This is a genomic window from Xanthobacter cornucopiae (genome assembly GCF_043195065.2).
Taxonomy (GTDB): Bacteria; Pseudomonadota; Alphaproteobacteria; order Rhizobiales; family Xanthobacteraceae; genus Xanthobacter.
The window spans coordinates 1342175-1366667 of record NZ_CM195531.1 but is presented as its reverse complement, the minus strand read 5'-3'; the positions used below and the strand labels follow the sequence as shown (position 1 = coordinate 1366667).

The window sequence follows — 24493 nt, the reverse complement described above, 5'->3', positions numbered from 1 at the left end:
TGGGCTGCTGCCGTTTTTGGCCTGACGGTAGGGCAAAAATCCGGCTGACGGCGAAAAACGCATACCGTCGCGCGCACCGTCAGAGCCCACCGCTTCAAGGCGATAGGCTCCGATAGTGAACGCTTGATTTTTTGTTTGATTTCAGCTAGTTATGATGATGTTGCGATAGTTCGCGAAACGCCACGAACCACATCATTTCATTCCCATTCGATCGTCCCTGGAGGCTTGCTCGTTACGTCGTAGACGACGCGGTTGACGCCCTTTACCTCGTTGATGATGCGGGTGGCGGTGCGGCCCAGGAAGGACATGTCGAAGGGGTAGAAGTCGGCGGTCATGCCGTCCACGGAGGTGACCGCGCGCAGCGCCAGCACGTGGTCATAGGTGCGTCCGTCGCCCATCACGCCCACCGTGCGGACTGGCAGGAGCACCGCGAAGGCCTGCCAGATCACGTCGTAAAGGCCGGCGTAGCGGATCTCTTCCAGGTAGATGGCATCCGCCTGGCGCAGGATGTCCAGCTTTTCGCGGGTGATGCCGCCCGGGCAGCGGATGGCGAGGCCCGGCCCCGGGAAGGGATGGCGGCCCACGAAGCTCTCGGGCAGGCCGAGTTCGCGGCCCAGAGCGCGCACCTCGTCTTTGAACAGGTCGCGCAGGGGCTCCACCAGCTGCATGTTCATACGCGCGGGCAGGCCGCCCACGTTGTGGTGGCTCTTGATGGTGACCGAGGGGCCGCCGGCGAACGACACGCTTTCGATCACGTCGGGATAGAGCGTGCCCTGGGCCAGGAAGTCGGCGCCGCCGACGGTCTTGGCCTCCGCCTCGAACACGTCGATGAACAGCTTGCCGATGATCTTGCGCTTTTGCTCGGGGTCCTCGACCCCCTCCAGCGCGCCGATGAACAAATCGGACGCATCCACATGCACCAGGGGGATATTGTAATGCCCGCGGAACAGCGACACCACCTCGTCCGCCTCGGCCTTGCGCATCAGGCCGTGGTCGACGAACACGCAGGTGAGCTGATCGCCGATGGCCTCGTGGATGAGCACGGCCGCCACGGAGGAGTCCACCCCGCCCGATAGGCCGCAGATGACCCGGCCCTGGCCGACCTGCTCGCGGATGCGTGCGATGGCCCGCTCGCGAAAGGCGCCCATGGTCCAGGTGCCCTCCAGCCGTGCGACCTTGCGCACGAAATTGGAGATGAGGCGGGCTCCATCCGGCGTGTGCACCACTTCCGGATGGAATTGCACGCCATAATAGTCGCGCGCCACGTCGGCGATGGCGGCGAACGGTGCGTTCTCCGAGGTGGCGACCACCTCGAACCCCTCGGGCAGAGCCGTGACACGATCGCCGTGGCTCATCCAGACCGTGTGGCGCTCGCCCTCCCGCCACACGCCGTCGAACAGGGGCACCACTTTTTGAACCGTCACCTCGGCGCGGCCGAACTCGCGATGGTGGCCGGCTTCCACCGCGCCGCCGAGCTGGGCCGCGAGGCATTGCTCGCCATAGCAGATGCCCAGCACCGGGACGCCGGCGGTGAACGCCTCTTCCGGTGCCTTGGGGCTCTCCCCCTCGATGACCGAGGCGGGCCCGCCGGAGAGGATGATGGCGCGCGGACGCAGACGTGCGATGGCCTCGGCGCCCTTCTGGAACGGCACCACCTCGGAATAGACGCCTTCCTCGCGCACGCGGCGGGCGATGAGCTGGGTCACCTGGCTGCCGAAGTCGATGATGAGGATGGTGTCTTGCGAAGCGGGGGCGGGCATGGGCGATGCGGCTTTCCAGCGTGCGGGAACGATGGCGCATCCTTTAGCCGGAAAGCGCGGAATTCAAAAGCCGGACGTCGCCGCGTCGCCGCCGGCCGGGGGAGGGGGCTCCGGCTCAGCTCGCCGGGCAGTCCACGATGCTGCCCTGGGCCCAGGCCTGGGACAGGCCACCGGCGGACAGCGCCTTGGTGCGGGCGACCTTGAAGCAGCGCCCCTCGCCCAGCACGCCGGAGGACTGCCCCCAGGCGGCGGCGCCCGGCCGGATGTTGACCGACCACCGTGCACGCAGGACATCGCCGTCCTTGGGCATGGTAGATATCGCCGCGCCATTGGCCCGGGTGAAGTTGAAATCAGGCGTGTTCAAGAACCCCACCGCCACCCAGGCCTCGGCCGCCGAATCCGGGCGGGTGGAGGGCGGCTGCGCCGGGCTTCCCACCGGCGGGCTCGGCAGCAGGGCCAGCAGCAGCGCGCTCAGCCGCTCCGATTTCGAGGCGCCGCCGTTTGGCGCGCCCGGGGGCCGCGGCCCGACTCCACAGGAATCTGGCAGCAGGGCGCGGAGATCCGTGATCTGGTCGCCGGTAAGGGTCTTTCCGTTGGTGGCGATGAACGCCATGGTGTCGCGGATGACAGTCCAGCAGGCGGTCTCGCGATTGAAGCGCTCGCGCTCCTCCTGCGCCGCGCGGTCGGCTTGCCTGGCATTCTCGGATGCGGTGTTCTGCACCACGCCCAGATAACCAAGCGCAAGGGCGATGGCGGACTTGATGGCGATGTCGGCGATGCTGACGCCGATCTTCCAGCGGTCCGCCAGATCCATCCAGATGCCCCCTTCACTGCCTGCGCAGCTTAGGGTGCACTTTTTGGATTAACAACTCTAGATTTAAGCGCCTCGCCTCAACACGCTGATGAAAAAGCCGTCCGTGCCGGTACGACGGGGGGTTAGCAGCACGCCTTCACGCGTGGTGATCGCCGCCTCCTTGAGGGCAAGGCCCTGGGCGCCCAGGGCCAGCAGGTTCTCGGCCGGCGGAATGGGGGTGAAGTCCGGGCGTTTGGCCATGAGGGCGCGGATCTGGGCGCCGTTCTCCTCGTCCAGCAGCGAGCATGTGACATAGGCGAGGCGTCCGCCGGGGCGGACGTAATGGGCGGCCTCCTCCAGCACCTTCGCCTGTTCCGCCTGGCGCTGGGCCAGGGCGCCGGGGCGCACGCGCCATTTCGCGTCTGGGTTGCGGCGCCAGGTGCCGGTGCCGGTGCAGGGGGCGTCCACCAGCACCAGGTCCATATGGCCTTCCAGATCTGCGAGCACGGCTTCCGCGCCACGCGGGGCCCGCACCTGAACATTGCGCACCCCGGCCCGGGCGAGGCGCTCATGCATGGGCTTGAGGCGGCGGATGTCGGAATCGTGCGCGTAGATCTGGCCCTTGTTGTCCATGAGGGCGGCGAACTCCAGCGTCTTGCCGCCGGCGCCGGCGCACAGGTCCAGCACCTGCGAGCCGGGCAGGGGCTGGGCGAGGATGGCGGCGATCTGGGAGCCCTCGTCCTGCACCTCCACCTCGCCCCGCAGGAATGCCGGCTCGGAAGACACGGGCGGCGCCTTGCCTTCGGCATCGAGAACGATGCGCAGGGCCAGGGGCGAATAGCGGCCCGGCTCCGGCCGCAGGTGGGCCAGCTCGGCGCGGGCCGCTTCCGGCGTGGTCTTCAGCGTGTTGACGCGCAGGTCCAGCGGGGCGCGGGTGGCCAGGGCCTGGCCTTCCGCCACCACATCGTCGCCGAACACATGGCGCAGCGAGGCATGCAGCCACTGCGGATAGTCGCCCCGCACGAACGGCGCCGCACCGGAGAGATCGGGCGCGGCAAGCCGGGCCCGCTCGTCCTCGCTGAGCGGCGCGGGCGCGAAGCGGGAACCGTCGGCGAGCTGGGCGATGGCGGCCAGGTCCAGCCCCCGCATCACCGCCAGCATGCCCAGCACCAGGGCACGGGGCGTCTCCGCCCCCATCACCGCGGCCGAGGAGGCGCGCCGGCGCAGGGTATCGTAGACGAGGCCGGCGATGGCGGCGCGGTCACCGGAACCGGCGAAGCGGTGGCTCAGGCCCCAGTCCTTCAGCGCGTCGGCGGCCGGGCGGCGGCGGGCGGCGATGTCGGCAAGGACCTCGATGGCGGCGGACAGGCGGGCGGCGGGCGTCATGCGCCGCGCCCCGCCACGGGCACCAGGCCACGCGCCACGGTTTGCGCCACGAACAGGTCGAGCGCGGCGGCCAGCTTCTCGTCGATGATATGCAAATACTCGGTCCAGTCCTCATAGCGGGACAGCTCCGACGTGCCGTCGGAGATGCCGCGCAGGCCCATGATCGGCAGGTGGAAGCGGCGGGCGGCGCGCAGCACCGCGAAGCTCTCCATGTCCACCATGTCCTCGGCGATGGCATCATAGGCGCCGCCGCTGATGATTGCGCCACCGGTGGAGAGGGAGGCAGAAGGGACACCTTCTATATGGTGCGGCAGCTCGATCACCGCCGGCTCGTCCAGGAACGGGGTGCGACCCTTTTCGAAGCCCAGCGCCGAGGCATCCATGTCGCGATAGGCGACGCGAGAGACCTGATACACCTCGGCATGGCTCAGGCGGCGCGAGCCGGCCGAGCCCAGTGTGAGGACGAGATGGGGTAGCCGGCCCACGTGGTCCAGGCGGGCGAGCGCGCGCGCGGTCTCCACCGCTGCCTCCACTGGGCCGACGCCGGTGATGAGCGGGTCGATGCGGGCCTGAAGATGCGGCCCGAACTCCTGGCTCGTGGCCATCACGAGCAGCACGTCATGGCCGCCGACGGAGAGAAGGTGGCGGGCGGGGTCGTCCATCGGGTCACCTGAAACCGGCTGAAAACGCACTCCTCCGCCGCCACGCTGGATCTGTCAATCACCGGACCGCCGGAGCGATGCGGAATGCCCAGGTCCGTGCCGTGCGGCTGCGACTTAGCAGGGGAGGGTTGACCTAGGGCAATGAATTCAGTCTCGACTTTGGTAGAGGTATCTTAAGATATCCAGCGGGCACCAGGGCTTGGCATGCCGCCGGATTTCCGATGTCGCCGCAGTGGCGGCCGATGCGGGATGATCGCCAGGTGTCACCGTTTCCAGGGGGGGCAGGCTGGCCGGCCGGATGTAGGAATGCCACCAGGGGCGCTACGTATATATAGCATATATCATCTAAAAAAGATGAGCCATATAATTCAAGGAATAAGAAGCGCCTTACTGTCCGCGATGTGGGCTGAATAGAAAGCGAATATGATGGGGGGTGTCATGTCGTTCAAGAATTGGTCGCTTGCGTGGAAGGTGGTGAGCCTTCTGCTGATCCTTGGTGCCGTCAGCCTCGGGGGCGCCTATTATGCCACGTCGAAGATGTTCTCGATCGATGCGTCTTACTCGCATCTGCTGAGCCATGACTCGATGGCGGCACTGAAGCTGGCCCGCGCGGGCCGGTTCATCGCGCGGTATAGCGGCGGCCTCTATCAGGAGGCGGCGGAGGAGACCGACGCGGGCATCCTCAGTGCGATCCGCCACCAGGACGAGGCGCTGAAGGCGTTCAACGACAACATGGGCGACGCCATCGCTCTGCTGCCGGCCCAGGCCGAGGAGCTGAAGAGCATTCGCGCCGATTTCCAGCGCGCCGTGGAGGGACCCTGCTCGGATGTGGGTGTCCTGGCCCGGGGCAAGAGCGATGAGGAACGGACCGGCGCGGCGCAGGCCATGAAGCTGACCTGCGACCCGGCCCTGGATGCCGTGGTCGGGAGGCTGCTCACCTTCAATGGGGCGCTTGCCACGCAGATCGAGCAGAAGAAGGCCGATCTGGCCGTCATGTCCCGTTACACCGCCTGGACCACCCTCATCGGCATCGCCGCCGCAACGCTGGTCGTCATCGCGCTCGCGGCCCTCGTCGTGCGCCTGGGCGTGGTGCGGCCGGTGCGGGCCTCCATCGACGTGATGGCGGCGCTCGGCAGGGGCGAGTTGCAGGTGACCGTCTCCGGCACCGAGCGGGCCGACGAGGTGGGCACCATCGCCAAGGCGCTGGCCACCCTGCGCAGTCAGCTGCAGGAGGCCGAGCACGTGCGCCAGGAGGCTGCCGCCCGCGAGAAGGTGGAGCGCGAGGCCCTCGCCCATCGCGAGAAGCTGGCCAGCGACTTCATCTCGCGCATGCAGTCGCTGGCCGCGGGCTTTGCTCAGTCCTCGAATGAGGTGGCGGGCGCGGCGAAGAACCTGTCGGCCACGGCGGAAGAGACATCCCGCCAGGCCCAGGCCGTGGCCGCCGCCGCCGAGCAGGCCTCGACCAACGTGCAGACGGTGGCGTCGTCGTCGGAGGAGATGGCGGCCTCGGTCCGGGAGATCAATGGCCAGGTGCTCCAATCCGCCACCGTCGCCGACACCGCCTTCGCGGAAGCGGAATCCTCCAACACCCGCATCGGCGCCCTGGCGGCGGCGGCGGTGGCCATCGGCGACGTCATCGACCTGATCAAGGGCATCGCCGCGCAGACCAACCTGCTGGCGCTCAACGCCACCATCGAGGCGGCGCGCGCCGGGGAGGCCGGACGGGGCTTCGCCGTGGTGGCCGCGGAAGTGAAGCAACTGGCCGACCAGACCGCCAAGGCCACCGACGACATTTCGGAGAAGGTGGGAGAGATCCAGGAGGCCACCGAAGGCACCGTCAAGTCCATGGCGGAGATCGTCCGGGTCATCTCCACCATCAAGGAAACATCCGCGGCCATCGCCGGGGCGGTCGAACAGCAGGGCGTCGCCACCGCCGAGATCGCGCACAATTGCCAGCAGGCGGCAACCGGGACTCAGCAGGTGACACAGAACATCTCCGGCGTCGGACAGGCGGCCGAGATGACGGGCGGCGCCTCGACCCAGCTCATGAGCCTCTCCACCGACCTTTCGGCCCAGGCCGGCGACCTGAAGGTGGTGGTGGAGACCTTCGTGAAGGACTTCCAGGCGGCCTGACCGGCGGCCTGGGTCCGCGACGCTCTGGCCTCCACGCGCCTTTGGCAGTAGGGGAGGGCAGGGCGCTCAGCCCGGAACGAGGACCCTGCCCATGCCGCTTTATGCACTCGACGGTGTTGCCCCCGAACTTCCCGCCTCGGGCAATTTCTGGATCGCGCCGACGGCGGTGCTCATCGGCCGGGTCATCCTCAAGGAGGGGGCAAGCGTGTGGTTCGGCGCGGTGCTGCGCGGCGACAACGAGCCGATCGTGGTGGGTGAGGGCAGCAACGTCCAGGAAAACAGCGTGCTGCACACCGATCCGGGCTGCCCGCTGACCATCGGCGCCAATGTCACGGTCGGCCATAACGTGGTGTTGCACGGCTGCAGCATCGGCGACAGCAGCCTGATCGGCATGGGCGCGACGGTGCTGAACCGGGCGGTCATCGGCGCCCGCTGCCTGGTGGGGGCGGGGGCGCTCGTGACCGAAGACAAGACTTTTCCGGAGCGCTCGCTCATCGTCGGCGCCCCGGCGAAGGCCGTGCGCGGCCTGGATGATGCCGCCGTCGAGGGACTTGGCAGAAGCGCCCTCAATTATCAGCGCAACGCGCAGCGCTATGCCAAGGGCTTCGTGCAGGTCGGCTGATCGCCGGTCGCGGCCTCGAACCTGGGTGGCGCCGGACGGGCTTGGCTGAGGGAGGCGGCCGGAGCGCCTCAGCGCCCGCCGCCCACCACCGGCGGTGGCGGCACCAGCGTTTCCCCAAGGGACACCCAGGCCGCCGCCCCCGCCTGGGACTGGCGCTTGACGTAGCGGTATCCGGTGTCCTTCCAGGACAGGATGTCGTCTTCCTGATTGTCGAGAATGAGGTCGCCGCGATCGGTCACGACGGTGAGCACCGCGTGGCCGTCCCCCGCGTGGTCGCGCACCACGGTGATGAGCAGCGCGGAGCCGGGCCACCCCAGGTTCAGCAGGGTGCGCCGCTTCTCCAGCACATAATCCTCGCAATCGCCCTTGCCGTCGTCGGGATATGCCCAGCGCTCGGCTTCTCCATAGTGTTCGAGGTCGGTCACCGGCTGAATGCGGGCATTGACGCCCCGATTCACCCGGTCGAGCTCCGCTTCCCGCTGCGCGTCGAGACGAACGAAGGCGACGGCGGGGCCCGACGGCGCGCAGTCGCGCGGATGCTCGGCGCAGAAGCGCAGGTACCCCGCCGGCGCCGTGGTGGCGCGCCCGTCCGCGAGGTGGCGCGGCGCGAAGGCCGGAGCGAGGTTGGCGAAGCGCTGCTCCTGCGCGGACGCCCCGGAGAGGCCCGCCGACAGCAAGGCCAGGGGGAGCACAATCTGCAGCAGGGTCCGGGGCAGGCGCTTCGGCATCGCGGGCATCCGCAAGAGGTTAATGAAATGATAATGCCCGAGGTCGGCCGCAATTGCGCCGTCAACCTTCCATTAACCTTAACGCGCCGCGGACGCTGTGGACGCCGCCTTGGGGGAGGCGCCGCGCGCGGGGGATTTTCCTTGCCGAGGGGCGTGGGCGTGCCTATGTCGAAGCTGTGCTGAAACGCCCGCCCTTTCCCGCCACGCCGGCCCGTGAGCCGGTCTTCAACCTGCCCGCGAGCATCGTCGGCGTGGCGCTCGTGCTCATCGCCATCCATGCCGTGCGGGTCATCCTCCTCAGCGCGGACGCGGACCTGGAGGTGCTGGCCTATTTCGCCTTCATCCCCGCCCGCTACACTCTTCCGGACACGCTGTTCTACCTGCCCGGTGGCTGGGAAGCGAAAGTGTGGACCCCGGTTTCCTACGCGCTGCTGCATGCCAACTGGATGCATGTGGGCGTCAATCTCATCTGGTTCCTGGCGTTTGGCACGCCGGTGGCGCGCCGGTTCGGAACAGTGCGTTTCCTCCTGTTCTGCGCGGTAACGGCGGCGGCGGGCGCCGGCGCCCATTATCTGTCGTATCCGGATGGGATCGTGCCGCTGATCGGTGCCTCGGCCACGGTTTCCGGCGCCATGGCGGCCGCCATGCGTTTCGCGGTATCGCCCGGCGGCATCCTCGCCGGCGGCGCCAGCGGCGGCGATCACCACCCGGCGGAATCCCTGCTTGACAGCTTCCGGAACCCCCAGCTGTTGATCTTCATCGCCATCTGGTTCGGTCTCAACCTGCTGTTCGGGCTCGGCGTTTCCATGCCTGGCACCGAAGGGTCGGAGGTGGCGTGGCAAGCCCATGTGGGCGGCTTCGCCGCCGGCCTGCTGCTGTTCGGACTGTTCGATCCGGTGCCGCGCCGTCGCATGGCATAGAACGTCCTGATCGGCGTCTGGCGCGCGGTGGCTTGCCGGCTCGATCTCAAAACGGCGGTGAATCGCAGGCGGCGGCATCTCTCGCCCGTGCGCCCCGTCCGGATCGGCGTGGGTTCGAAGGATCGGCACATCAAGGCTATCGAGCATGACGGGCGCCGCCGCGATCGAGGGCGAGGGCCGGCACGCCCGATTGGGTTGGTATTCTGTTACATCTTTGCGTTGAATAAGTGCTGAACGCACTTGCGTCATCGGCCGTGGCGATGGATCATTTTCAACGGATCAGGCCGGCACGGGTCAAAGCAACCGGAAAATACCGGGCCCCGGCCGGCGTCCGAAGGGAGCGAACGCCAATGACTGTGGGTCGGATTCTGCAGCAAAAAACAGGGGATCTTGTCACCATCTCGCCGCGCGCCACCCTGAGCGACGCGGTGGCGCGCCTCGCCAGGCACCACATCGGCGCGATCGTGGTGGTGGATGAGCATCTGGCGGTGGAAGGCATCATTTCCGAGCGCGACGTGGTGCGCCTGCTCGGCGAGCGGGGTACGGAAGCCCTTTCCGCCCCGCTGGAGAGCGTGATGACCCGCGCGGTCGTCACCTGCACCGCCGACGAGACCGTTCCGATGATCATGGAGCGCATGACGCGCGGGCGGTTCCGGCATGTGCCGGTGGTGGACCGGGACCGGCTGGTGGGCATCATCTCCATCGGCGACGTGGTGAAGCACCGCGTCGAGGAAATGGAGCGCGAGCACGCCGCCATGCGCGATTACATCATGTCGGCCTGACATGGGCTCCGGTCGGCTGCGGGAGCCGACCGGAGAAGGGATCGCCCCGGCTTGGGAGGCGGTCACCCGAGGCGCGCCGGCGATGCCGCCTGCGGCACGGTCACTTGCCGGGCTGGGCCACCACGCGCAGGTAGGGCTTCACGGCCTTCCAGCCCTCGGGGAACTTTTCCTTGGCGGCTTCGTCGGAGAGCGAGGGCACGATGATGACATCGTCGCCGGACTTCCAGTCCACCGGGGTGGCCACCGAGTGCTTGGCGGTGAGCTGCAGGGAATCGACCACCCGCAGGATTTCCTGGAAATTGCGGCCGGTGGAGGCCGGATAGGTGATCGACAGCTTCAGCTTCTTGTCCGGGCCGATGATGAACACCGAGCGCACGGTGGCGGTGTCGCTGGCGTTGGGGTGGATCAGGTCATAGAGGCCCGACACCTTCTTGTCGTAATCGGCGATGAGCGGGAAGTTCAGGCTCGCGCCGGTGGCGTCCTTGATATCCTGCACCCAGGCCGGATGGTTCTCGATGGTGTCCACCGACAGGCCGAGCACCTTCACGCCGCGCTTGTCGAATTCACCCTTGAGGTGAGCGACCTGGCCGAGCTCGGTGGTGCACACCGGGGTGAAGTTCTTCGGGTGGGAGAACAGGATGCCCCAGCTGTCGCCGAGCCACTCGTGGAAGCTGATAGGCCCTTCGGTGGTCTGGGCCGTGAAATCCGGGACAACATCCCCAAGGCGCAAGCTCATATCGCACTCCAATTCACGCATGAAAAGCGTCAATGGCCCAATATACCACCAAATCTGTAAACTTGAATTGAAAATATGCCCCAGGCCTTCCGCAAGGGGATCCGGCGCGCCGGCTGCGCGGACTGCCGGGAAAACGGGGGGACAGACGGCTCCGTGATGTCGGCCTGGTGGAAAGGCCGCTGACCTTATCCTAGGGTGATCCGGCCCATTGGCGGTCATGTCGGGCCGATGCGGGATGCAGGTGAAGCCGAGGAGATGGTGGGACAGGAGAGTCGTCCTCCGGGTGCGGCATGGGATGCGTTCTGCCGCACCGCGTGTGCGCTGCTTGATGTCGCATCGGTCTGCGTTCGTGACGGAGCCGGTGGCGCGATGGGCGCGGCCGAACTCGCGGAGTTCTGCCGGCGGACCGCCCCATCCGGGGACGGAGTGCTGGCGGGCGACCCATCGGGCGATTCCCGGCTCTCGGCCCTGCTTGCGGCCCTGGTATCGGGCAGCGTGGCGGGCAGGGCGCGTTTCTGCGCGGTGGTCCCGCTGCGCGCCGATGGGCCGGGCGCGGCCCTGCTGGGGGTGCTGATCGTGAGCGACCCCGCGCCGCGCGCGCTTTCTGACCTCCAGCGGCGCCAGCTTGCCGACCTCGGGGCCATCGCCACGTCCCACCTGCGCCTTGAGGCCGTGGCCGTGAGCGCCTGCGAGCAAGCGAGCCTGTATCGCCTGCTGGCCGACAATTCCACGGATACCATCGTGCGCGGCAATCTTGATGGCGTTCGTCTTTATGTCTCGCCAGCGGTGCATGCGCTGCTGGGCTACACGCCCGACGAACTGGTGGGCAGGCGAGCGGCGGAAATCGTCCATCCGGACGACCTCCCCGCCTTTCAGGCGCTGATGGGCCAGATCCGCGGCGGGCACATCGATGTGGGGCGCAGCGAGCAGCGCCAGCGCCACAAGCAGGGGGGGTGGGTCTGGATCGAGGCCTTCATCCGCCTCACGTACGACAAGGCGACTGGTGCGCCCGACGGCTACGTGGTCTCGGTGCGTGACATTTCCCGGCGCAAGGCGGCCGAGCTCCGCCTGGAGCACCTGGCGACGCACGACGCGCTGACCGGCCTTGCAAACCGCAGCCTGCTGCAGGATCGGCTGGACACGCAGGTGCGCCGCGCCGCCCGGGCTGGCACCGGCTTCGCCGTGCTCTGCATTGATCTCGACCACTTCAAGCAGGTGAACGATACCCACGGTCACGCCGCGGGCGACGCTGTCCTGCGGGCCGCAGCCGACCGCTTCAATCTGGCCTGCGGGCGGGGAGACCTGGTGGCCCGGCTCGGCGGTGACGAATTCATCATTGTCATGGCCCCGGGCGACGCGCCGCTGGAGGCGGCGGAGGGGTGCGCCGCGCAACTGATCGAGGCGATGGCGCAACCCATCTCCTTTCAGGATACGGCGATCACCGTGGGGCTGAGCATCGGCATCGCCATCGCCGCCCCGGCCACCGTCACCGATGAGCTTTGCGTGGAAAGCCTGCTGCGCGCCGGCGATGCCGCCCTCTATGCCGCCAAGGACGCGGGACGAAACCGCTTCGTGGTGGCCGGGGCCGTGCAGCCCCGATGAGCACGGAACCCTGACCCGCGCCGGCCGGAACGGCCTTGACGCGTGGGGGTCCACACCGGCCCCCTTGCGTGCACGCCGCGGACTGGCCGCGTGCTGAACCCAAGGGGGCCGGGAACCGGACGGCATCCGGAGGGGCCGCCTCGCGACCATGCAGAAGCGGTGCCGAAGCCGGGGGCTCCTCCCCCGCCCGGGCGGGGGAGGAGGGCGGGAGCGTCACGCGGCGGCGAGATCTCCCGCCAGGGCCTTGGCGATCAGCGCGCGGGTTTCCGGGACGCCGTAGATTTCCACGAACGAGCCGAAGCGTGGCCCCCGCGCCAGGCCCAGCAGCACCTGGTAGAGGGTGTTGAACCACTCGACGGAGACGCCCGGCCGCTCGGGCGTGGCGCCCTTGGCCTTCAGGTCCTGATAGCGGGGGAAGGGCCGGGCCACGTCATAGAGCGCGGCCTGGATGTCGTCGGCACCGGCGGCTTCGGGCAAGCCGGCGAGGGCGGCGTCGAGCTTGGCGAGGGCCTCGCGCTCGACATCGTCCGGGCTACGGAACACCTTGTTGGGCTTCACGAAGTCATGGAAATACTTCACCGCGTAGCCCACCAGTTGAGCGAGCTTGGGGTGGCTCTCCGGCGAGACGCCCGGCACGTGCCGGCGCAGGAAGCCCCACAGCACGTTCTCATCCTCCGTGTTGGAGGCGGAGGCGAGGTTGAGCAGCATGGTGAAGGACACTGGCATGTCGATCACGGGCGGGTTGCCGGCATGGATGTGCCACACCGGATTGCCCAGCCGCAGCTTCCAGTCCTGCTGCGGATAGCGGGCGAGGAAGTTGAAGTATTCGTCCACCGCCTTCGGAATCACGTCGAAGTGCAGCTTCTTGGCGGAGCGGGGCGACTGGAACATGTAGAGGGCAAGGCTCTCCGGGCTCGCATAGGTCAGCCATTCGTCGATGGTCAGGCCATTGCCCTTCGACTTCGAAATCTTCTGCCCCTTCTCATCAAGGAACAGCTCGTAGACGAAGTGCTCCGGAGCCACGCCGCCAAGGACTTCGCAAATCTTGTCGTAGACCGGTGCGTTGGTCTGGTGGTCCTTGCCGAACATCTCGAAATCGACATTGAGCGCGGCCCAGCGGGCGCCGAAGTCCGGCTTCCACTGCAGCTTCACATGCCCGCCGGTGACGGGAACGGTCTTGTCCTCGCCATCCTCGTCGGTGAACGTGATGGTGCCGGCCTTGGCGTCCACCGCCTTCAGCGGCACATACAGCACCCGGCCCGAGGTGGGCGAGATGGGCAGGAAGGGCGAATAGGTGGCCTGCCGTTCTTCTCCCAGCGTCGGCAGCATCACGGCCATGATCTCGTCGTACTTCTCGGCCGCCTTCAGCAGCACCGGGTCCAGCTTGCCGGAAAAATAATAGTCGGTGGCGCTGGCGAATTCGTAATCGAAGCCGAAGGTGTCGAGGAAGCGGCGGAGCATGGCGTTGTTATGCGCGCCGAAGCTCGGATAATCGCCGCCGAACGGGTTCGGAACCTTGGTCAGCGGCATCTGAAGATAGGGCTTCAGCGCCGCCGGGTCCGGCACGTTCTCCGGAATCTTGCGCATGCCGTCCATGTCGTCGGAGAAGCACAGCAGCCGGGTCTTCACCTTGTCCTCGGTGAGGATACGGAAGGCGTGGCGCACCATGGTGGTGCGCGCCACCTCGCCGAAGGTGCCGATGTGCGGCAGGCCCGAGGGCCCGTATCCAGTCTCGAACAGCACCTCGCGCGGCGCGGCGCCCTCGGGTTTGCGCTTCAGCCGTTCCACCAGCTTGCGTGCCTCCTCGAACGGCCAGGCGGTGGCCGTCTCGGCGACGCGCTTCAGCTCGCCGGCAAGATCTGCCGGAACAGCAAAGGCGGACGAGGCTTCAGTCATGACAGGCTCCAGACAAGGAGCGCGATACTTAGGAAGGTGCGGCGGTGGCGTCAACGCGCACGCGCGGCAACCCGCTGGCGCGCCAGCGGCAGAACCACGTGCACCATGCCCACCACCATCGGCGGCACCGCGCACAAGGTGGTGGCCCACACCGGCCAGCCGGCGGTGAGCGGCGACAAAAGGCCCAGGATGAGATTGATCAGCAGATAGGCGCCGATCATCATCAAGCCGAGAAAACGCAGGTGAGACATGGAAGGCAGGCGGATCATGGCTGGCACTCACCGATTTAACGAAACGGATCGTTTCGTTATCGGCGTTTGATATATACGATCCGTTCCGTTTATCAAGGCCCGCAATGCGGGAACGTGATGAAGGCGGTGCAGCATGACCGGTGACACGACAGCCGCGGCGGGCCATCGGCGCGCCTCCATCGGCGCCCGGCGCAATCCGGAGGCGGAAGCGGCCATCCTGGACGCGGCGCGGGCGCTGCTGGCGGAACGGGGCTATGCGGGCTTCTCCATTGAGGAGGTGGCGCGCCGCGCCGGGGCGGGCAAGCCCACCATCTATCGCTGGTGGCCCACCAAGGCCGATCTGTTCATCGACGTCTACAGCGCCGAGAAGAGCGCCACCCTGGCGCCGCCGCGCACAGGGGCGCTGTGGAGCGATCTGCTGGCCTATACCCGCGCCCTGTGGGCATTCTGGCGGGACACGCCCTCGGGCCGCACCTTTCGCGCGCTGATCGCCGAGGCCCAGGCCAGCGCGCCGGCGCTCGTTGCCCTGCGCGACAAGTTCCTGCCGCAGCGGCTGAAGGATGTGCGGCGCATGTTTGAGGAGGCCGCCGCGCGCGGCGAGATCGAGCCGCAGGCGGTGGAGCATCTGCTGACGCTCTACATCGGCTTCAACTGGGTGCACCTGCTGACGGATCGCATCGCCGACGATCCCGAGGGCATCGAGATCGTGGCACGGACCCTGGCCGCCCGCCGTCAATAGAAGCCGATCGGGAACCAGCGCAGATAGAGGTCGGTGTAGACCCCCTTTTCCCAGATGCGTTGCAGCGCGTAGTCGAGGGCATGGCGCAGCTTGTCATTGCCGGATTTCACCGCGACGGCGAAACCGTCGCCGAAGAACCGGCTTTCCGTGAAGGCTCCGCCGACGAACACGCAGCAGCCGGCCGAATCGGTGCCGTTGAGCCAGAGCGACAGGCCGATGCCGTCGCCGAACAGCAGGTCGGCCTCGCCATTGCGGAGCGCCGCCTGGGCGGTCTTGAGATCCGGGTAGGGGCGGATGGCCGCCTCGTTGAAGAACGACCGCAGATAGGCTTCGTGCGCGGTGCGCGACACCACGGCGATTTTCTTGTCGGCGACGGTTTCGGGGATCGCGACGGCCGGCGCCTGGCCCTTGCGGGCGACAAAGCGGGCCGGCGTGCCGAGATAGCGTTCGGAAAAGTCCAGAGCGGCCCGATTGGCGGGAGTGGCGGCGATGCCGGCGATGGCGGCGTCGGCCCGTCCTTGCTCCATGGCGTCCAGCAGGCTGTCGAACGCCACGGCCTGGATGACGCAGGCCACCTGCAGCTCGGCGCAGATGGCCCGCGCCAGATCCACGTTGAAGCCCGACAGGATGGCGTCGCCATTGAGGAAGTTGAAGGGCGGATAGTCGTCCGAGGTGACGATCCGCAGTTCCTTCGGCAGGTCGGCCGCGTCGGGCCGCTCCAGCCGGCGCTCAGCGTTCCAGAAGTTCGGCACCACCACCGCGCCGGTGAGTCCCTGGGTCGGCGCATCGGGGCGCGGCGCTTCCGCGCGCGCGGTATCGGCGCCCGGCGCGCCCCACAGCATCGACAGCGCCACCGCCAGGACCGGCAGCATGCCGTGTCCCCCGCGCGGAAAAAGCAACCGCAGGCTGAAGAAAGCAAGTCGTGCCATGATGCTTATGATACCCTTCGGTTGCGTCACAGGCGGTCGGGGGCGGCATGGTGGGCGAGGCACTGCGCGCGGGCAAGGGGGCGTGGCCGCGCGCGTCAGATGAGCGATCGTCCGCCGGGCCGGGCGCCGTTCGCCCGTTGCCCGTGGAACTTGCGGCGTTCGCGCCGACGCTGTCCCCGTCCGTCCTCGCCGCGGTGCTCGCCCGCGCCCGCCGGGTCGGCGTCGGCGCCGACGAGGTGCTGCGATGCCGGGACCAGGTGAGCAACACGGAGGTGAGCAACACGGAGGTGAGCGACACGGAGGTGAGCAACACGGAGGTGAGCAACACGGAGGTGAGCGACACGGCGGCGACCGACACCCTGGCCCGGCATCTGGGCCTGCCGGTTGTCCCGTGGATCGAGGGGCTGGCGCCGCCGTCGCCCGCCGGGCCCGGAGAGGTCGCGGCCTGGGCGCGCGCCCTGCTGCAGACCGGGATCTGCGCCGGGCTCGATCACGGTCGTCGCGTGGAGTTCACGGTGGCCGTGCGGGGCCGCGCGGTGACCCGCCTGGCGCGCGCCCTGAAAGCGGATCCCGGCCTGCGCGCCCGCACGCGCCTTATTTCTCCACCGGCCCTGCGGCGGCAGGTGACGACGCTGGCCGGCGCCGCCATCGCCCATGACGCGGCCTTCTCCTTCCGCGACGGCGCGCCGGCCAAGTCGGCTGGGGCGCTCGACGCCACGCGCCTGCTGTCCTGGCTCGCCATGGTCTTGATTTCGGTGGCGGCGGCGGGCTGGGTCGTGTCGCCCTCGGTCACCGTGCTCGCCGCGCAGGCGGCATTGTCCTTGATCTTCCTGTCCTGGCTCGCGTTCCGGCTCGCCGGTTGCTGGTTCAACGCGCTCGAGGATGAGCCGGCGCCGGACTTCGAGGACCGCCACCTGCCGGTCTACAGCCTGCTGATCCCCCTCTACAAGGAGGCCGCCAGCGTGCCCCGGCTGGTCGCAGCCATGCGGGCGCTGGACTATCCGCCGGAGAAGCTGGACATCAAGCTGGTGGTGGAGGCCGACGACGCGGAGACGCGGGCCGCCATCGCCGCCGTCGGGCTGCCCGCGCACATGGAGGAAGTCGCGGTGCCCAACGTCGGGCCGCGCACCAAGCCGAAGGCCCTCAACGTGGCGCTCACGTATGCCCGCGGCCGCTATGTGGCGGTCTTCGACGCCGAGGATCAGCCGGAGGAAGACCAGCTGAAGCGGGCGCTGGCCGCATTCCGCAGGGGAGGGCCCCGGGTGGCGTGCGTGCAGGCGCGGCTGTGCATCGACAATGGCGGCGAACGCTGGATCAGCGGTCATTTCGCCGCCGAATACGCCGGCCAGTTCGATGTGCTGCTGCCGGTGCTGAGCGCGCTGAAGCTGCCGATCCTGCTCGGCGGGACGTCCAATCACTTCCGCCGCGACGTGCTGGAGGGGCTCGGCGCCTGGGACCCCTTCAATGTGACGGAGGATGCCGACCTGGGCGTGCGGCTCGCCCGCGCCGGATGGCGCACCGAGGTGATCGGCTCCAGCACTTTCGAGGAGGCGCCGGTGACGTGGCAGGCCTGGCTCGGCCAGCGCACCCGGTGGCTGAAGGGCTGGGCCCAGACCCTGCTGGTGCATGGGCGCACCCCGCGCCGCCTGGTGCGCGATCTCGGCTGGCGCGGCACGGCGGCGGTGGCGGTGCTCACGGCCGGGCCGTTCGCCTCCGCCTTGCTGCACCCCTTCTGTGTCGCGGTGCTGGGCTGGCATCTGGCGTGGGGCGTGCTCGGCGAGCCCTGCACCACCTGGGCGGAGGTGCTCACCTCGGCTCTCACCTACGTGACCCTGGCGGTGGGCTACGGCGGCACCGCCATCACCATGGCCACCGGCCTGCGGCGCCGGGGGGAGCGGCTGCGGGCCAGCCTGCTCTGGAGCATTCCGCTCTACTGGCTGCTGCTGTCGCTGGCCGCCTGGCGCGCCTTGTTCGAGCTGGTCCGCCGCCCCTACCACTGGGAGAAGACCGCGCACGGACTTTCGACTCACCGTGCCGCCGGCACGCGGCCGGCGGGTCATACCAAAGGCCCATGATCTTGACTCATGGGCCTTTGGTCCGGACCGGGCGGCGCTTGAGCTGACCGACTTGGCACCGCTCGAAGACCGGGGCCGATGGTATCAGAAGTAACGCTTGAGCTCGGCCGCCGCATCCGCCGGTGGACGCTTCGAATTGAATGGCGCCACGAATGTCCCGTTCTTGTCCATGAGGTACACGACCGCCGTGTGGTCCATGGTGTAATCGCCGCCGGTCAGGGGCACCTTGCGCGAATAGACCCGGTACGCCTTCTTCATGGCGTCCACCGCCTCCGGGGTGCCTGTGAGAGCGCGGAGCTGCGGCGCGAAGCTGCTCAGATAGGATTTCATGATCGGCGGCGTGTCGCGCTCGGGGTCCACGGACACGAAGAACGCCTGGACCTTGTCGGCATCGGGGCCGAGCGCGCCGAAGATCTCGGACATTTCGAACAGCGCCGTGGGGCACACGTCCGGGCAGTGCGTGAAGCCGAAGAAGATGAGCGTCGGCTTGCCCTTGAGTGCCGCCTGGGTCACCGGAGCTCCGTTCTGGTCCACCAGCGCAAAAGGACCGCCGACTGCCGCGCCGGTGGTTTCGCTTGGCGCCGGACCCGGCACCAGCGCCGTGACCGCGGCCACCAGGATCAGGGCTCCGGCGGCAAAGGCGCCGAAAAGGGTCAGAAGCTTGGTGCGGGGCGTCATGGCTCTATGGGGCAGAGAGGGAGAAGGGGGAGGGGCAACGGGAGGCGGCGGAGCCGGGTGCGCGCCGCTAGAGACACGAAGCGATTCCGGCCGACAGCACATCGAAGAAGACGGTGGCGCCATGGCGCCACCACAGCACCAGCGCGAACGCCAGCAGCGCAACGCCCCCCGATGTCATCGCCGCCACGCCGATGCCATGCCAAAGCCGCTGCGCCGCGGGCGGCGGCGCGGCCGCAGGGGGCAGGGCAGTGGGGGCGGGGCCGGCCGGGCGCATCAACCGTATCCTGATCGCGGGAATCTCCCCTTTACCGTAGCCGCCCGCCCGCCGCCCGCCAAGCGGGTGGCGAAGCCGGCTGTTCACGCTTGCGCGCGGTCAGGGAAGGCGTCGGCGCGTCGCATCCGCACCCGGCGGAGAGTGGCATGTTGACGCCCTCTCCAACGCCGCTCTATGATTAACGCATGCGTGTTTCCGGACTCCATCGTTCGGGCTTCGCCCCCGTTGCGCGGCGAATTCCCCACCCGGTCGACTGTGTCGGCCGGGGTAAAGAATGATGCGTCGGTCTTAAGCTCCCTTCGGCCCGCCTCTCCGCGCCATGACTTCGGTGCGAGATGTCGTGGCCCGCGACGCTGCAGCGTCCGTTCTGTCCGGAAGTCCCCTCATGCTCACCACTCTTTCCGCGCCTGCCGGCGCTGCGCTCCATCGCCTCGTGGTGGAGGCCGAGCCCGCCGCGAATGTCCTGCTGCGTCTGCTTGAGCCGTTCGTCGTCCATGATGTCCTGCCACTGCGCATGGACAGCGAGGTGGAGGCGGAGGCCTTGCGCCTGTCGCTCGCTTTCCATGCCGATGCTGATCTGGCGGAGCGGCTGAAGATGCGTCTCGCCGTCATGCCCGTGGTGTTTCGCGCCGTCCTGGAGCACGTCGGCGAAGCCCCGGTGCACGCCGCCGCCTGACCCGTTCCCTTCCCGGCGCTGCGCCGGCGTGGCGCCCCAGAACCACAGTGGACGCCATGTTCTCCATCATCGCCGACATCGCCGTCATCGTGCTGCCCGTGTTCGGCATGGTGGCCATCGGCTACGGCGTGGCCCGCTTCGGCCTCATCAGCGCCAGGGCTTCCGACGGGCTGGCGGAATATGTCTACAACCTGGCCCTGCCGGTGCTCATCTTTCGCACCCTGTCCGAAGCCCGGCTGCCGGAGGCCCAGCCCTGGGGCTATTGGATCTCCTATTTCGCCGGCGCGTTCCTGGTGTTCGGCCTGGCGATGCTGGCGGCGCGCCGGCTGTTCCGGCGCGGCCACCAGGAATCGGTCATTCACGGCTTCGCCGCCGGGCAGGCCAACACCGTGTTCGTGGGCGTGCCGTTGATCCTGAAGGCCTATGGCGAGCCGGGCGCGGTGCCGCTGTTCCTGCTCATCGCCATCCACCTGCCGGTCATGATGATCGCCGCCACGATCCTGCTGGAGGGCAGCGCCGGCTTTTCCCGGGTCACCATCATCCGGCTGGTGAAGCTTTTGGCGTTGAACCCTATTCTGGTCGGTATCTATGCCGGCGGGCTTGCCCAGGTGTCGGGGGTGCAGGCGAGCGGCATTCCCAAGCAGCTGGTCGACCTGCTGAGCGCGTCGGCGACGCCCTGCGCCCTCATCTCGCTCGGGTTGTCGCTGCGGCACTATGGCGTCACCGGCGACATGCGCCCGCCCGTCCTCATCAGCGCGCTCAAGCTGATCGTGCATCCGGCCGCGGTGTTCGGCCTCACGCTCATCTTTCCCATGCCGCCGGTATGGGCGGGCGTGGCGGTGCTGTTCGCGGCCATGCCATCAGGCATCAACGGCTATCTGCTGGCGCAGCGCTACGGGGTCGCCGTGGGCACCACCACCAGCGCGGTGTCGCTCTCCACTGCCTGCGCGGTCGTCACTGTCGCCTTCTGGCTCTACGTGCTCGGTGTCGGCTGACCGATCCCGGGCCGTGCCAGGACCGGCGGCGCCAGCCGGGCGCGGATCTCCCGGGCCGTCACGCCGGCCGCCCGCAGCGCCGCGAGGCTGGTGGCATCGTGGCTCTTGGAGAGCTTGCGGCCACTCTCATCCAGGATCAGCCGGTGGTGGTGATAAACCGGGGAGGGCAGGCCCAGCAGATGCTGCAGCAGGCGATGCACCGCCGTGGCGTGGAACAGGTCCTGGCCGCGGATGACATGGCTGATGCCCTGGGCCGCGTCGTCCACCACCACCGACAGATGATAGGAGGTCGGCACCTCCCGCCGCGCCAGGATGACGTCGCCCCAGGCCGCCGGGTCGGCCGGCACGGGCACCGTCGGTCCATCCGGCGCGTCCTGGGCCTCCAGCCAGGTCAGGGGCGCCGGCAGCGTGGTCAGCGCCCGCGCCATGTCGAGCCGCAGCACGAACGGCTCGCCGGCCGCCCGCCGCGCCGCCCGGGCCGTCTCAGACACTGCCGCGCGCGGGATGGGAAAGAGCGGGGCCCCGTCCGGGTCGCGGGGATGGGGCGCGCCGGTCGCGGCCTCGCGCGCGGTCACGGCCCGCAGGATGTCGCTCCGGCTCTCGAAGGCGGGATAGACCAGCCCCCGTGCCTCCAGCGCGGCGAGGGCGGCCGCATAGTCGGCGAAATGCTCCGATTGCCGGCGCGGCGGCGCATCGGGGATGATCGACAGCCAGGCGAGATCCTCCAGGATGCCGGCTTCGTAATCGGCACGGCATCGGGTGGCGTCGATATCCTCGATGCGCAACAGGAAGGTGCCCCCGGCCGCGCGGGCCGCGGCCTCGTTCACCATCGCCGAATACGCATGGCCGAGGTGCAGCCGCCCGTTGGGGCTGGGCGCGAAGCGGCAGACGAAGGGACCGGGAGGGCGAGTCATGATGCCCTGGCATATCACGGGGCGTCCGCCGGATGTCCGAGAAGGAACACGCGTCATGGATGATGTCATCCTCAGAGACCAGGGCGTTTTCGCGGCGGCGTTCGCGCGCCTCATCGCCCTCGACGCGCGCCTGGAGCCGCTCGCCCGCGCCACCGGCGTCCCCGCGCTGCGCCGTCGTCCGCCTGGCTTTGGCGGTCTCGTGGGCCTGGTGGTGGCACAACAGCTCTCGGTGGCGGCCGCACGGGCCATCTCGGAGCGCCTGGAGCTGGCGCTGAGCGGGGTCGTGACCCCTGCGGGCATGCTTGCCGCTGCTCCGGAGCTGCTGCGGCAGGCCGGTCTCTCGGCGCCCAAGATCCGCACGCTCACGGGAATCGCCGGTGCGGTCACCAGCGGCATGGCGGACCTGGAGCGGATCGCCCATCTTTCATCGGAGGCAGCGGTGGCCGAACTGATCCGGCTGCCCGGCGTCGGCCGCTGGACAGCCGATCTCTACCTTCTGTTCTGCCTTGGCCGGGCCGATGCGTTTCCCAGCGGCGACCTGGCGTTGCAGGTGGCGTTGGGCGACGGCTTCGCGCTGGGCGGGCGCTGCACCGAGCCGGGGCTTCTGGCCGTCGCGGAGGAGTGGCGTCCGCTCAGGGGCGTAGCCGCGCACCTGCTGTGGGCCTATTATGGCACGTGCCGCGCCCGCGCCGGGGCGCCGGCCTGACTTGATTCGATCCATGCCCGGGGGCGCGGTGCCATGTCCTTTCCTCTCGACGGTGTCTCCCTGGACGAACCCATTCTCGACGGCCCGCGCCTGCGGCCGGCGGCCGGCGGGGCGCCCGAGGCCCTGGTGGTGCTGCTCCACGGCTATGGTGCGGATGGACGGGACCTGATCGACCTCGGCCATGCCTGGGCCAGCCTGCTGCCCCGCGCCGCCTTCGTTTCTCCCCACGCGCCGGAGCCGTGCGGCCAGGCACCGGTGGGCCGGCAGTGGTTTCCCCTCACGTTCCGCGACCCGCATGAACTGACGCGAGGGGCCGAGGCGGCGGCGCCGCTCCTGCGCGCCTTCCTCGAGACGGAGCTGGCGAAGCTGAGCCTGCCGCCGGAGCGGTTCGCTCTGGTGGGGTTCAGCCAGGGAGCGATGATGGCACTGAAGGCCGGACTCGCCGATGACTTCCGGCCGGCGGGCGTCGTGGCCTTCTCCGGCATGTGGGTGGACGCCGCCACCCCGCGTTCCATCCCCTTCCGCGATCCGCCCCCCATCCTGATGATGCACGGCGAGGACGACGAGGTGATTCCCGCCCAGGCCCTGTTCGGCTCGGCCAAGGCGCTGGCCGCCGCCGGCGTGCCGGTGGAATGGCACCTGAGCCCCGGGCTCGGCCACGGAATCGATGAGGCGGAATTGGCCCTTGGCGGCGCCTTCCTGGCCCAATGCCTGGGCGCCAAGGGCCGGTGAGCGCCGGCACCGGCCCGGCGCGCGCCTTCACAACACTGACACGGTCGCTATAGAGTATCGCCGCACATCGTGATCGACCGGCTCGATTCGATGGGAGAGGACGAGGAGTTCGGTCATTGACCACTGCTTTGTCATCAGGCGCATGGCCAGCCCTCGTGCTCAACGCGGACTACCGCCCGTTGAGCTATTACCCCTTATCTGTCTGGTCATGGCAGGACGCCATAAAAGCGGCATTTCTGGAACGCGTAAACATTGTCGAATATTATGACAAGGCGGTACGAAGTCCGGGGTTAGAGATCAGGTTGCCGAGTGTCGTTTCTTTAAGAACCTTCGTTAAACCCACGCGACAACCCGCTTTTACCCGATTTAATGTTTTCCTGCGCGATCGTTTTTCCTGCCAATACTGCGGCTCGCGCGAGGACCTGACGTTCGACCACCTTATTCCGCGCTCCCGGGGCGGGCAGACCACCTGGGAAAATATCGTGACCGCCTGCTCCCCCTGCAATCTGCGCAAGGGCGGTCATATGCCCGGGGGCTTGGACATGTGGCCGGCCCAGATGCCGTATCAGCCTTCCGTCCACGACCTGCACCAGAACGGCCGCCATTTCCCGCCCAATTATCTGCACCAGAGCTGGCTCGACTATCTTTATTGGGATACCGAGCTCGATCCCTGAGCGCATCACCGCGTCTGCGCATGGCGCTGATGCGCCGAACAGGCGGATTCAGAGCGTGCGACCTGTCGCCGCTGCGCGGCCGGCGATACCGGCCAGCGCCGCCGCGATCAGTGCATTCCACCCGGCCATGGACAGGCCGAACAGGCGCCATGCCGCCTCGTCGCAGCGTGGTACGCGGGCCCCCTTCAGGGCAGACAGAATATCCCCCGTCACCACCGTCGGCGCCCCGGTGCAGGCCGTCGGACCGGGCCAGAAACGCCACTCGACGCCGGCATGAAAAAGGGCGAGCCCCATGTTGCCGAGCATCAGCAGCGCCAGCAGGGCCAGCAGCGCGCGGCCCGTGCGAGTCTGCCCCCGCGCCAGCAGGACGAACGCCACCAGTCCCAAGGGAAGGCCGATATAATAAGGAATCCGCTGGTCGAGGCAGAGCGGGCAGGGGGCCAGCCCCACCACCAGCTGAAAGAACCACGCCGCCGCGAGGGCGAATGCCGAGGTTGCCGCCACCAGCAAGGCCGCCGGCGCGGGCGAGTGCAAGGAAAGGAACGGGCGGGCGATCACGCGGGGGCCTCTGTCTGTGACATGCCGGACTGCGGCGCCTTCGGGCGCCGCGCTGGCGATAGACCGAGCCGGGCCGGCTGTCCACGGCCGGGCGCCGCGATGCCGCAGGTGTGACCTGTGCGGCACGCGGTTACCTTAGAGTTATTCCTACTCACGCTGCCGGTATGGCTCCGCACCGCAACATGCGGTATAAGTTGCTAGTCGTCTTCGGAGGCATTCGCATTGCGTTTCCCCTCCGCTGGCATATTTTGGTGGTAGCTACGAAGATTGCA

The 24493-nt window shown here is 68.4% G+C and carries 25 protein-coding genes; 12 read left to right on the top strand and 13 right to left on the bottom strand.

All coding sequences use genetic code 11. The features are described 5' to 3' along the window. Positions 1-197: 197 nt before the first annotated feature. The 4 genes from guaA to V5F53_RS06130 all read right to left on the bottom strand — a co-directional run bounded on the left by guaA (position 198) and on the right by V5F53_RS06130 (position 4601). Positions 198-1760, bottom strand: a complete 1563-nt coding sequence (guaA, locus tag V5F53_RS06145; RefSeq protein ID WP_393997203.1) for a glutamine-hydrolyzing GMP synthase — start codon at positions 1758-1760, stop codon at positions 198-200. Positions 1761-1875: 115 nt separating this feature from the next. Further along, the gene (locus tag V5F53_RS06140; protein ID WP_393997204.1) at positions 1876-2574 is read right to left on the bottom strand and encodes a hypothetical protein; all 699 of its coding nucleotides are present in this window, start codon (positions 2572-2574) and stop codon (positions 1876-1878) included. Between the two features lie 63 nt (positions 2575-2637). After that, positions 2638-3939: an RsmB/NOP family class I SAM-dependent RNA methyltransferase gene (locus tag V5F53_RS06135; protein WP_393997205.1), complete on the bottom strand. Its 1302-nt coding sequence runs from the start codon at positions 3937-3939 to the stop codon at positions 2638-2640. Further along, a complete protein-coding gene (locus V5F53_RS06130; RefSeq protein ID WP_393997206.1) occupies positions 3936-4601 on the bottom strand; it encodes a 5'-methylthioadenosine/S-adenosylhomocysteine nucleosidase in 666 nt (221 codons plus the stop codon). The genes V5F53_RS06135 and V5F53_RS06130 overlap by 4 nt, the downstream gene beginning before the upstream one ends. Positions 4602-5039: 438 nt before the next feature. On the opposite strand from V5F53_RS06130, the gene V5F53_RS06125 reads away from it, so the two are divergent. Both V5F53_RS06125 and V5F53_RS06120 read left to right on the top strand, forming a co-directional pair. Then, the gene (locus tag V5F53_RS06125) at positions 5040-6734 is read left to right on the top strand and encodes a methyl-accepting chemotaxis protein (RefSeq protein ID WP_393997207.1); all 1695 of its coding nucleotides are present in this window, start codon (positions 5040-5042) and stop codon (positions 6732-6734) included. Between the two features lie 91 nt (positions 6735-6825). Next, positions 6826-7356 carry a gamma carbonic anhydrase family protein gene (locus V5F53_RS06120; RefSeq protein WP_393997208.1) on the top strand — a complete coding sequence of 177 codons (531 nt, stop codon included), beginning with the start codon at positions 6826-6828 and terminating at the stop codon, positions 7354-7356. A 68-nt stretch (positions 7357-7424) separates the two neighbouring features. Here the strand turns inward: V5F53_RS06120 and V5F53_RS06115 are convergent, their stop codons facing one another. After that, entirely contained in the window at positions 7425-8084 is a 660-nt protein-coding gene (locus tag V5F53_RS06115) for a transglutaminase-like cysteine peptidase (protein WP_393997209.1), read from the bottom strand. A 176-nt stretch (positions 8085-8260) separates the two neighbouring features. Here V5F53_RS06115 and V5F53_RS06110 point away from each other — a divergent pair, with 176 nt between their 5' ends. Together V5F53_RS06110 and V5F53_RS06105 are read left to right on the top strand one after the other, a co-directional pair. Continuing rightward, on the top strand, positions 8261-9004 hold the full coding sequence (locus tag V5F53_RS06110) for a rhomboid family intramembrane serine protease (protein ID WP_393997210.1): 744 nt from the start codon (positions 8261-8263) through the stop codon (positions 9002-9004). A 350-nt stretch (positions 9005-9354) separates the two neighbouring features. After that, entirely contained in the window at positions 9355-9786 is a 432-nt protein-coding gene (locus V5F53_RS06105; RefSeq protein ID WP_393997211.1) for a CBS domain-containing protein, read from the top strand. Positions 9787-9886: 100 nt separating this feature from the next. On the opposite strand, the gene V5F53_RS06100 is transcribed toward V5F53_RS06105, so the two are convergent. Then, the gene (locus tag V5F53_RS06100) at positions 9887-10522 is read right to left on the bottom strand and encodes a peroxiredoxin (RefSeq protein ID WP_393997212.1); all 636 of its coding nucleotides are present in this window, start codon (positions 10520-10522) and stop codon (positions 9887-9889) included. A 369-nt stretch (positions 10523-10891) separates the two neighbouring features. Between V5F53_RS06100 and V5F53_RS06095 the strand changes: the two genes are divergently transcribed. Further along, positions 10892-12124, top strand: a complete 1233-nt coding sequence (locus tag V5F53_RS06095; protein ID WP_509212970.1) for a diguanylate cyclase domain-containing protein — start codon at positions 10892-10894, stop codon at positions 12122-12124. A gap of 213 nt (positions 12125-12337) precedes the next feature. On the opposite strand, the gene V5F53_RS06090 is transcribed toward V5F53_RS06095, so the two are convergent. Continuing rightward, positions 12338-14020 carry a lysine--tRNA ligase gene (locus tag V5F53_RS06090; protein WP_393997214.1) on the bottom strand — a complete coding sequence of 561 codons (1683 nt, stop codon included), beginning with the start codon at positions 14018-14020 and terminating at the stop codon, positions 12338-12340. Positions 14021-14070: 50 nt separating this feature from the next. Beyond that, positions 14071-14289, bottom strand: a complete 219-nt coding sequence (locus V5F53_RS06085; RefSeq protein ID WP_393997215.1) for a hypothetical protein — start codon at positions 14287-14289, stop codon at positions 14071-14073. Between the two features lie 115 nt (positions 14290-14404). On the opposite strand from V5F53_RS06085, the gene V5F53_RS06080 reads away from it, so the two are divergent. Continuing rightward, positions 14405-15010 (top strand): TetR/AcrR family transcriptional regulator, encoded by a 606-nt coding sequence (locus tag V5F53_RS06080; RefSeq protein WP_393997216.1) that lies wholly within the window; start codon positions 14405-14407, stop codon positions 15008-15010. On the opposite strand, the gene V5F53_RS06075 is transcribed toward V5F53_RS06080, so the two are convergent. Next, positions 15004-15882, bottom strand: coding sequence for a transporter substrate-binding domain-containing protein (locus V5F53_RS06075; RefSeq protein WP_393997217.1), 879 nt, complete (start codon positions 15880-15882; stop codon positions 15004-15006). The two genes, V5F53_RS06080 and V5F53_RS06075, sit on opposite strands and share 7 nt — an antisense overlap. Positions 15883-16082: 200 nt before the next feature. Between V5F53_RS06075 and V5F53_RS06070 the strand changes: the two genes are divergently transcribed. Beyond that, positions 16083-18014 carry a glycosyltransferase family 2 protein gene (locus tag V5F53_RS06070; RefSeq protein WP_393997366.1) on the top strand — a complete coding sequence of 644 codons (1932 nt, stop codon included), beginning with the start codon at positions 16083-16085 and terminating at the stop codon, positions 18012-18014. 84 nt (positions 18015-18098) lie between these two features. Here V5F53_RS06070 and V5F53_RS06065 read toward each other — a convergent pair whose 3' ends face one another. Together V5F53_RS06065 and V5F53_RS06060 are read right to left on the bottom strand one after the other, a co-directional pair. Beyond that, a complete protein-coding gene (locus tag V5F53_RS06065; RefSeq protein WP_393997218.1) occupies positions 18099-18692 on the bottom strand; it encodes an SCO family protein in 594 nt (197 codons plus the stop codon). 67 nt (positions 18693-18759) lie between these two features. Then, positions 18760-18966: a hypothetical protein gene (locus V5F53_RS06060; protein WP_393997219.1), complete on the bottom strand. Its 207-nt coding sequence runs from the start codon at positions 18964-18966 to the stop codon at positions 18760-18762. A 385-nt stretch (positions 18967-19351) separates the two neighbouring features. Here V5F53_RS06060 and V5F53_RS06055 point away from each other — a divergent pair, with 385 nt between their 5' ends. Continuing rightward, positions 19352-19642: a hypothetical protein gene (locus V5F53_RS06055; protein WP_393997220.1), complete on the top strand. Its 291-nt coding sequence runs from the start codon at positions 19352-19354 to the stop codon at positions 19640-19642. 56 nt (positions 19643-19698) lie between these two features. Then, entirely contained in the window at positions 19699-20637 is a 939-nt protein-coding gene (locus tag V5F53_RS06050) for an AEC family transporter (RefSeq protein WP_393997221.1), read from the top strand. On the opposite strand, the gene gluQRS is transcribed toward V5F53_RS06050, so the two are convergent. Beyond that, positions 20616-21551 carry a tRNA glutamyl-Q(34) synthetase GluQRS gene (gluQRS, locus tag V5F53_RS06045; protein ID WP_393997222.1) on the bottom strand — a complete coding sequence of 312 codons (936 nt, stop codon included), beginning with the start codon at positions 21549-21551 and terminating at the stop codon, positions 20616-20618. The two genes, V5F53_RS06050 and gluQRS, sit on opposite strands and share 22 nt — an antisense overlap. 55 nt (positions 21552-21606) lie before the next feature. On the opposite strand from gluQRS, the gene V5F53_RS06040 reads away from it, so the two are divergent. From V5F53_RS06040 to V5F53_RS06030, 3 genes are all read left to right on the top strand, one after another. Next, positions 21607-22257, top strand: a complete 651-nt coding sequence (locus V5F53_RS06040) for a DNA-3-methyladenine glycosylase family protein (RefSeq protein WP_393997223.1) — start codon at positions 21607-21609, stop codon at positions 22255-22257. Between the two features lie 33 nt (positions 22258-22290). Next, on the top strand, positions 22291-22989 hold the full coding sequence (locus V5F53_RS06035) for an alpha/beta hydrolase (protein WP_393997224.1): 699 nt from the start codon (positions 22291-22293) through the stop codon (positions 22987-22989). Positions 22990-23105: 116 nt separating this feature from the next. Beyond that, positions 23106-23663: an HNH endonuclease gene (locus V5F53_RS06030; protein ID WP_393997225.1), complete on the top strand. Its 558-nt coding sequence runs from the start codon at positions 23106-23108 to the stop codon at positions 23661-23663. A 48-nt stretch (positions 23664-23711) separates the two neighbouring features. Here the strand turns inward: V5F53_RS06030 and V5F53_RS06025 are convergent, their stop codons facing one another. Further along, positions 23712-24221: a disulfide bond formation protein B gene (locus V5F53_RS06025; RefSeq protein WP_393997226.1), complete on the bottom strand. Its 510-nt coding sequence runs from the start codon at positions 24219-24221 to the stop codon at positions 23712-23714. Positions 24222-24493: the final 272 nt, after the last annotated feature.

Coding starts and splice junctions, on each gene's coding strand:
- guaA (WP_393997203.1), bottom strand. CDS start 1,760: ATGCCCGCCCCCGCTTCGCAAGACACCATCCTCATCATCGACTTCGGC.
- V5F53_RS06140 (WP_393997204.1), bottom strand. CDS start 2,574: ATGGATCTGGCGGACCGCTGGAAGATCGGCGTCAGCATCGCCGACATC.
- V5F53_RS06135 (WP_393997205.1), bottom strand. CDS start 3,939: ATGACGCCCGCCGCCCGCCTGTCCGCCGCCATCGAGGTCCTTGCCGAC.
- V5F53_RS06130 (WP_393997206.1), bottom strand. CDS start 4,601: ATGGACGACCCCGCCCGCCACCTTCTCTCCGTCGGCGGCCATGACGTG.
- V5F53_RS06125 (WP_393997207.1), top strand. CDS start 5,040: ATGTCGTTCAAGAATTGGTCGCTTGCGTGGAAGGTGGTGAGCCTTCTG.
- V5F53_RS06120 (WP_393997208.1), top strand. CDS start 6,826: ATGCCGCTTTATGCACTCGACGGTGTTGCCCCCGAACTTCCCGCCTCG.
- V5F53_RS06115 (WP_393997209.1), bottom strand. CDS start 8,084: ATGCCGAAGCGCCTGCCCCGGACCCTGCTGCAGATTGTGCTCCCCCTG.
- V5F53_RS06105 (WP_393997211.1), top strand. CDS start 9,355: ATGACTGTGGGTCGGATTCTGCAGCAAAAAACAGGGGATCTTGTCACC.
- V5F53_RS06100 (WP_393997212.1), bottom strand. CDS start 10,522: ATGAGCTTGCGCCTTGGGGATGTTGTCCCGGATTTCACGGCCCAGACC.
- V5F53_RS06095 (WP_509212970.1), top strand. CDS start 10,892: ATGGGCGCGGCCGAACTCGCGGAGTTCTGCCGGCGGACCGCCCCATCC.
- V5F53_RS06090 (WP_393997214.1), bottom strand. CDS start 14,020: ATGACTGAAGCCTCGTCCGCCTTTGCTGTTCCGGCAGATCTTGCCGGC.
- V5F53_RS06085 (WP_393997215.1), bottom strand. CDS start 14,289: ATGATCCGCCTGCCTTCCATGTCTCACCTGCGTTTTCTCGGCTTGATG.
- V5F53_RS06080 (WP_393997216.1), top strand. CDS start 14,405: ATGACCGGTGACACGACAGCCGCGGCGGGCCATCGGCGCGCCTCCATC.
- V5F53_RS06075 (WP_393997217.1), bottom strand. CDS start 15,882: ATGCTGCCGGTCCTGGCGGTGGCGCTGTCGATGCTGTGGGGCGCGCCG.
- V5F53_RS06065 (WP_393997218.1), bottom strand. CDS start 18,692: ATGACGCCCCGCACCAAGCTTCTGACCCTTTTCGGCGCCTTTGCCGCC.
- V5F53_RS06060 (WP_393997219.1), bottom strand. CDS start 18,966: ATGCGCCCGGCCGGCCCCGCCCCCACTGCCCTGCCCCCTGCGGCCGCG.
- V5F53_RS06055 (WP_393997220.1), top strand. CDS start 19,352: ATGCTCACCACTCTTTCCGCGCCTGCCGGCGCTGCGCTCCATCGCCTC.
- V5F53_RS06050 (WP_393997221.1), top strand. CDS start 19,699: ATGTTCTCCATCATCGCCGACATCGCCGTCATCGTGCTGCCCGTGTTC.
- gluQRS (WP_393997222.1), bottom strand. CDS start 21,551: ATGACTCGCCCTCCCGGTCCCTTCGTCTGCCGCTTCGCGCCCAGCCCC.
- V5F53_RS06040 (WP_393997223.1), top strand. CDS start 21,607: ATGGATGATGTCATCCTCAGAGACCAGGGCGTTTTCGCGGCGGCGTTC.
- V5F53_RS06035 (WP_393997224.1), top strand. CDS start 22,291: ATGTCCTTTCCTCTCGACGGTGTCTCCCTGGACGAACCCATTCTCGAC.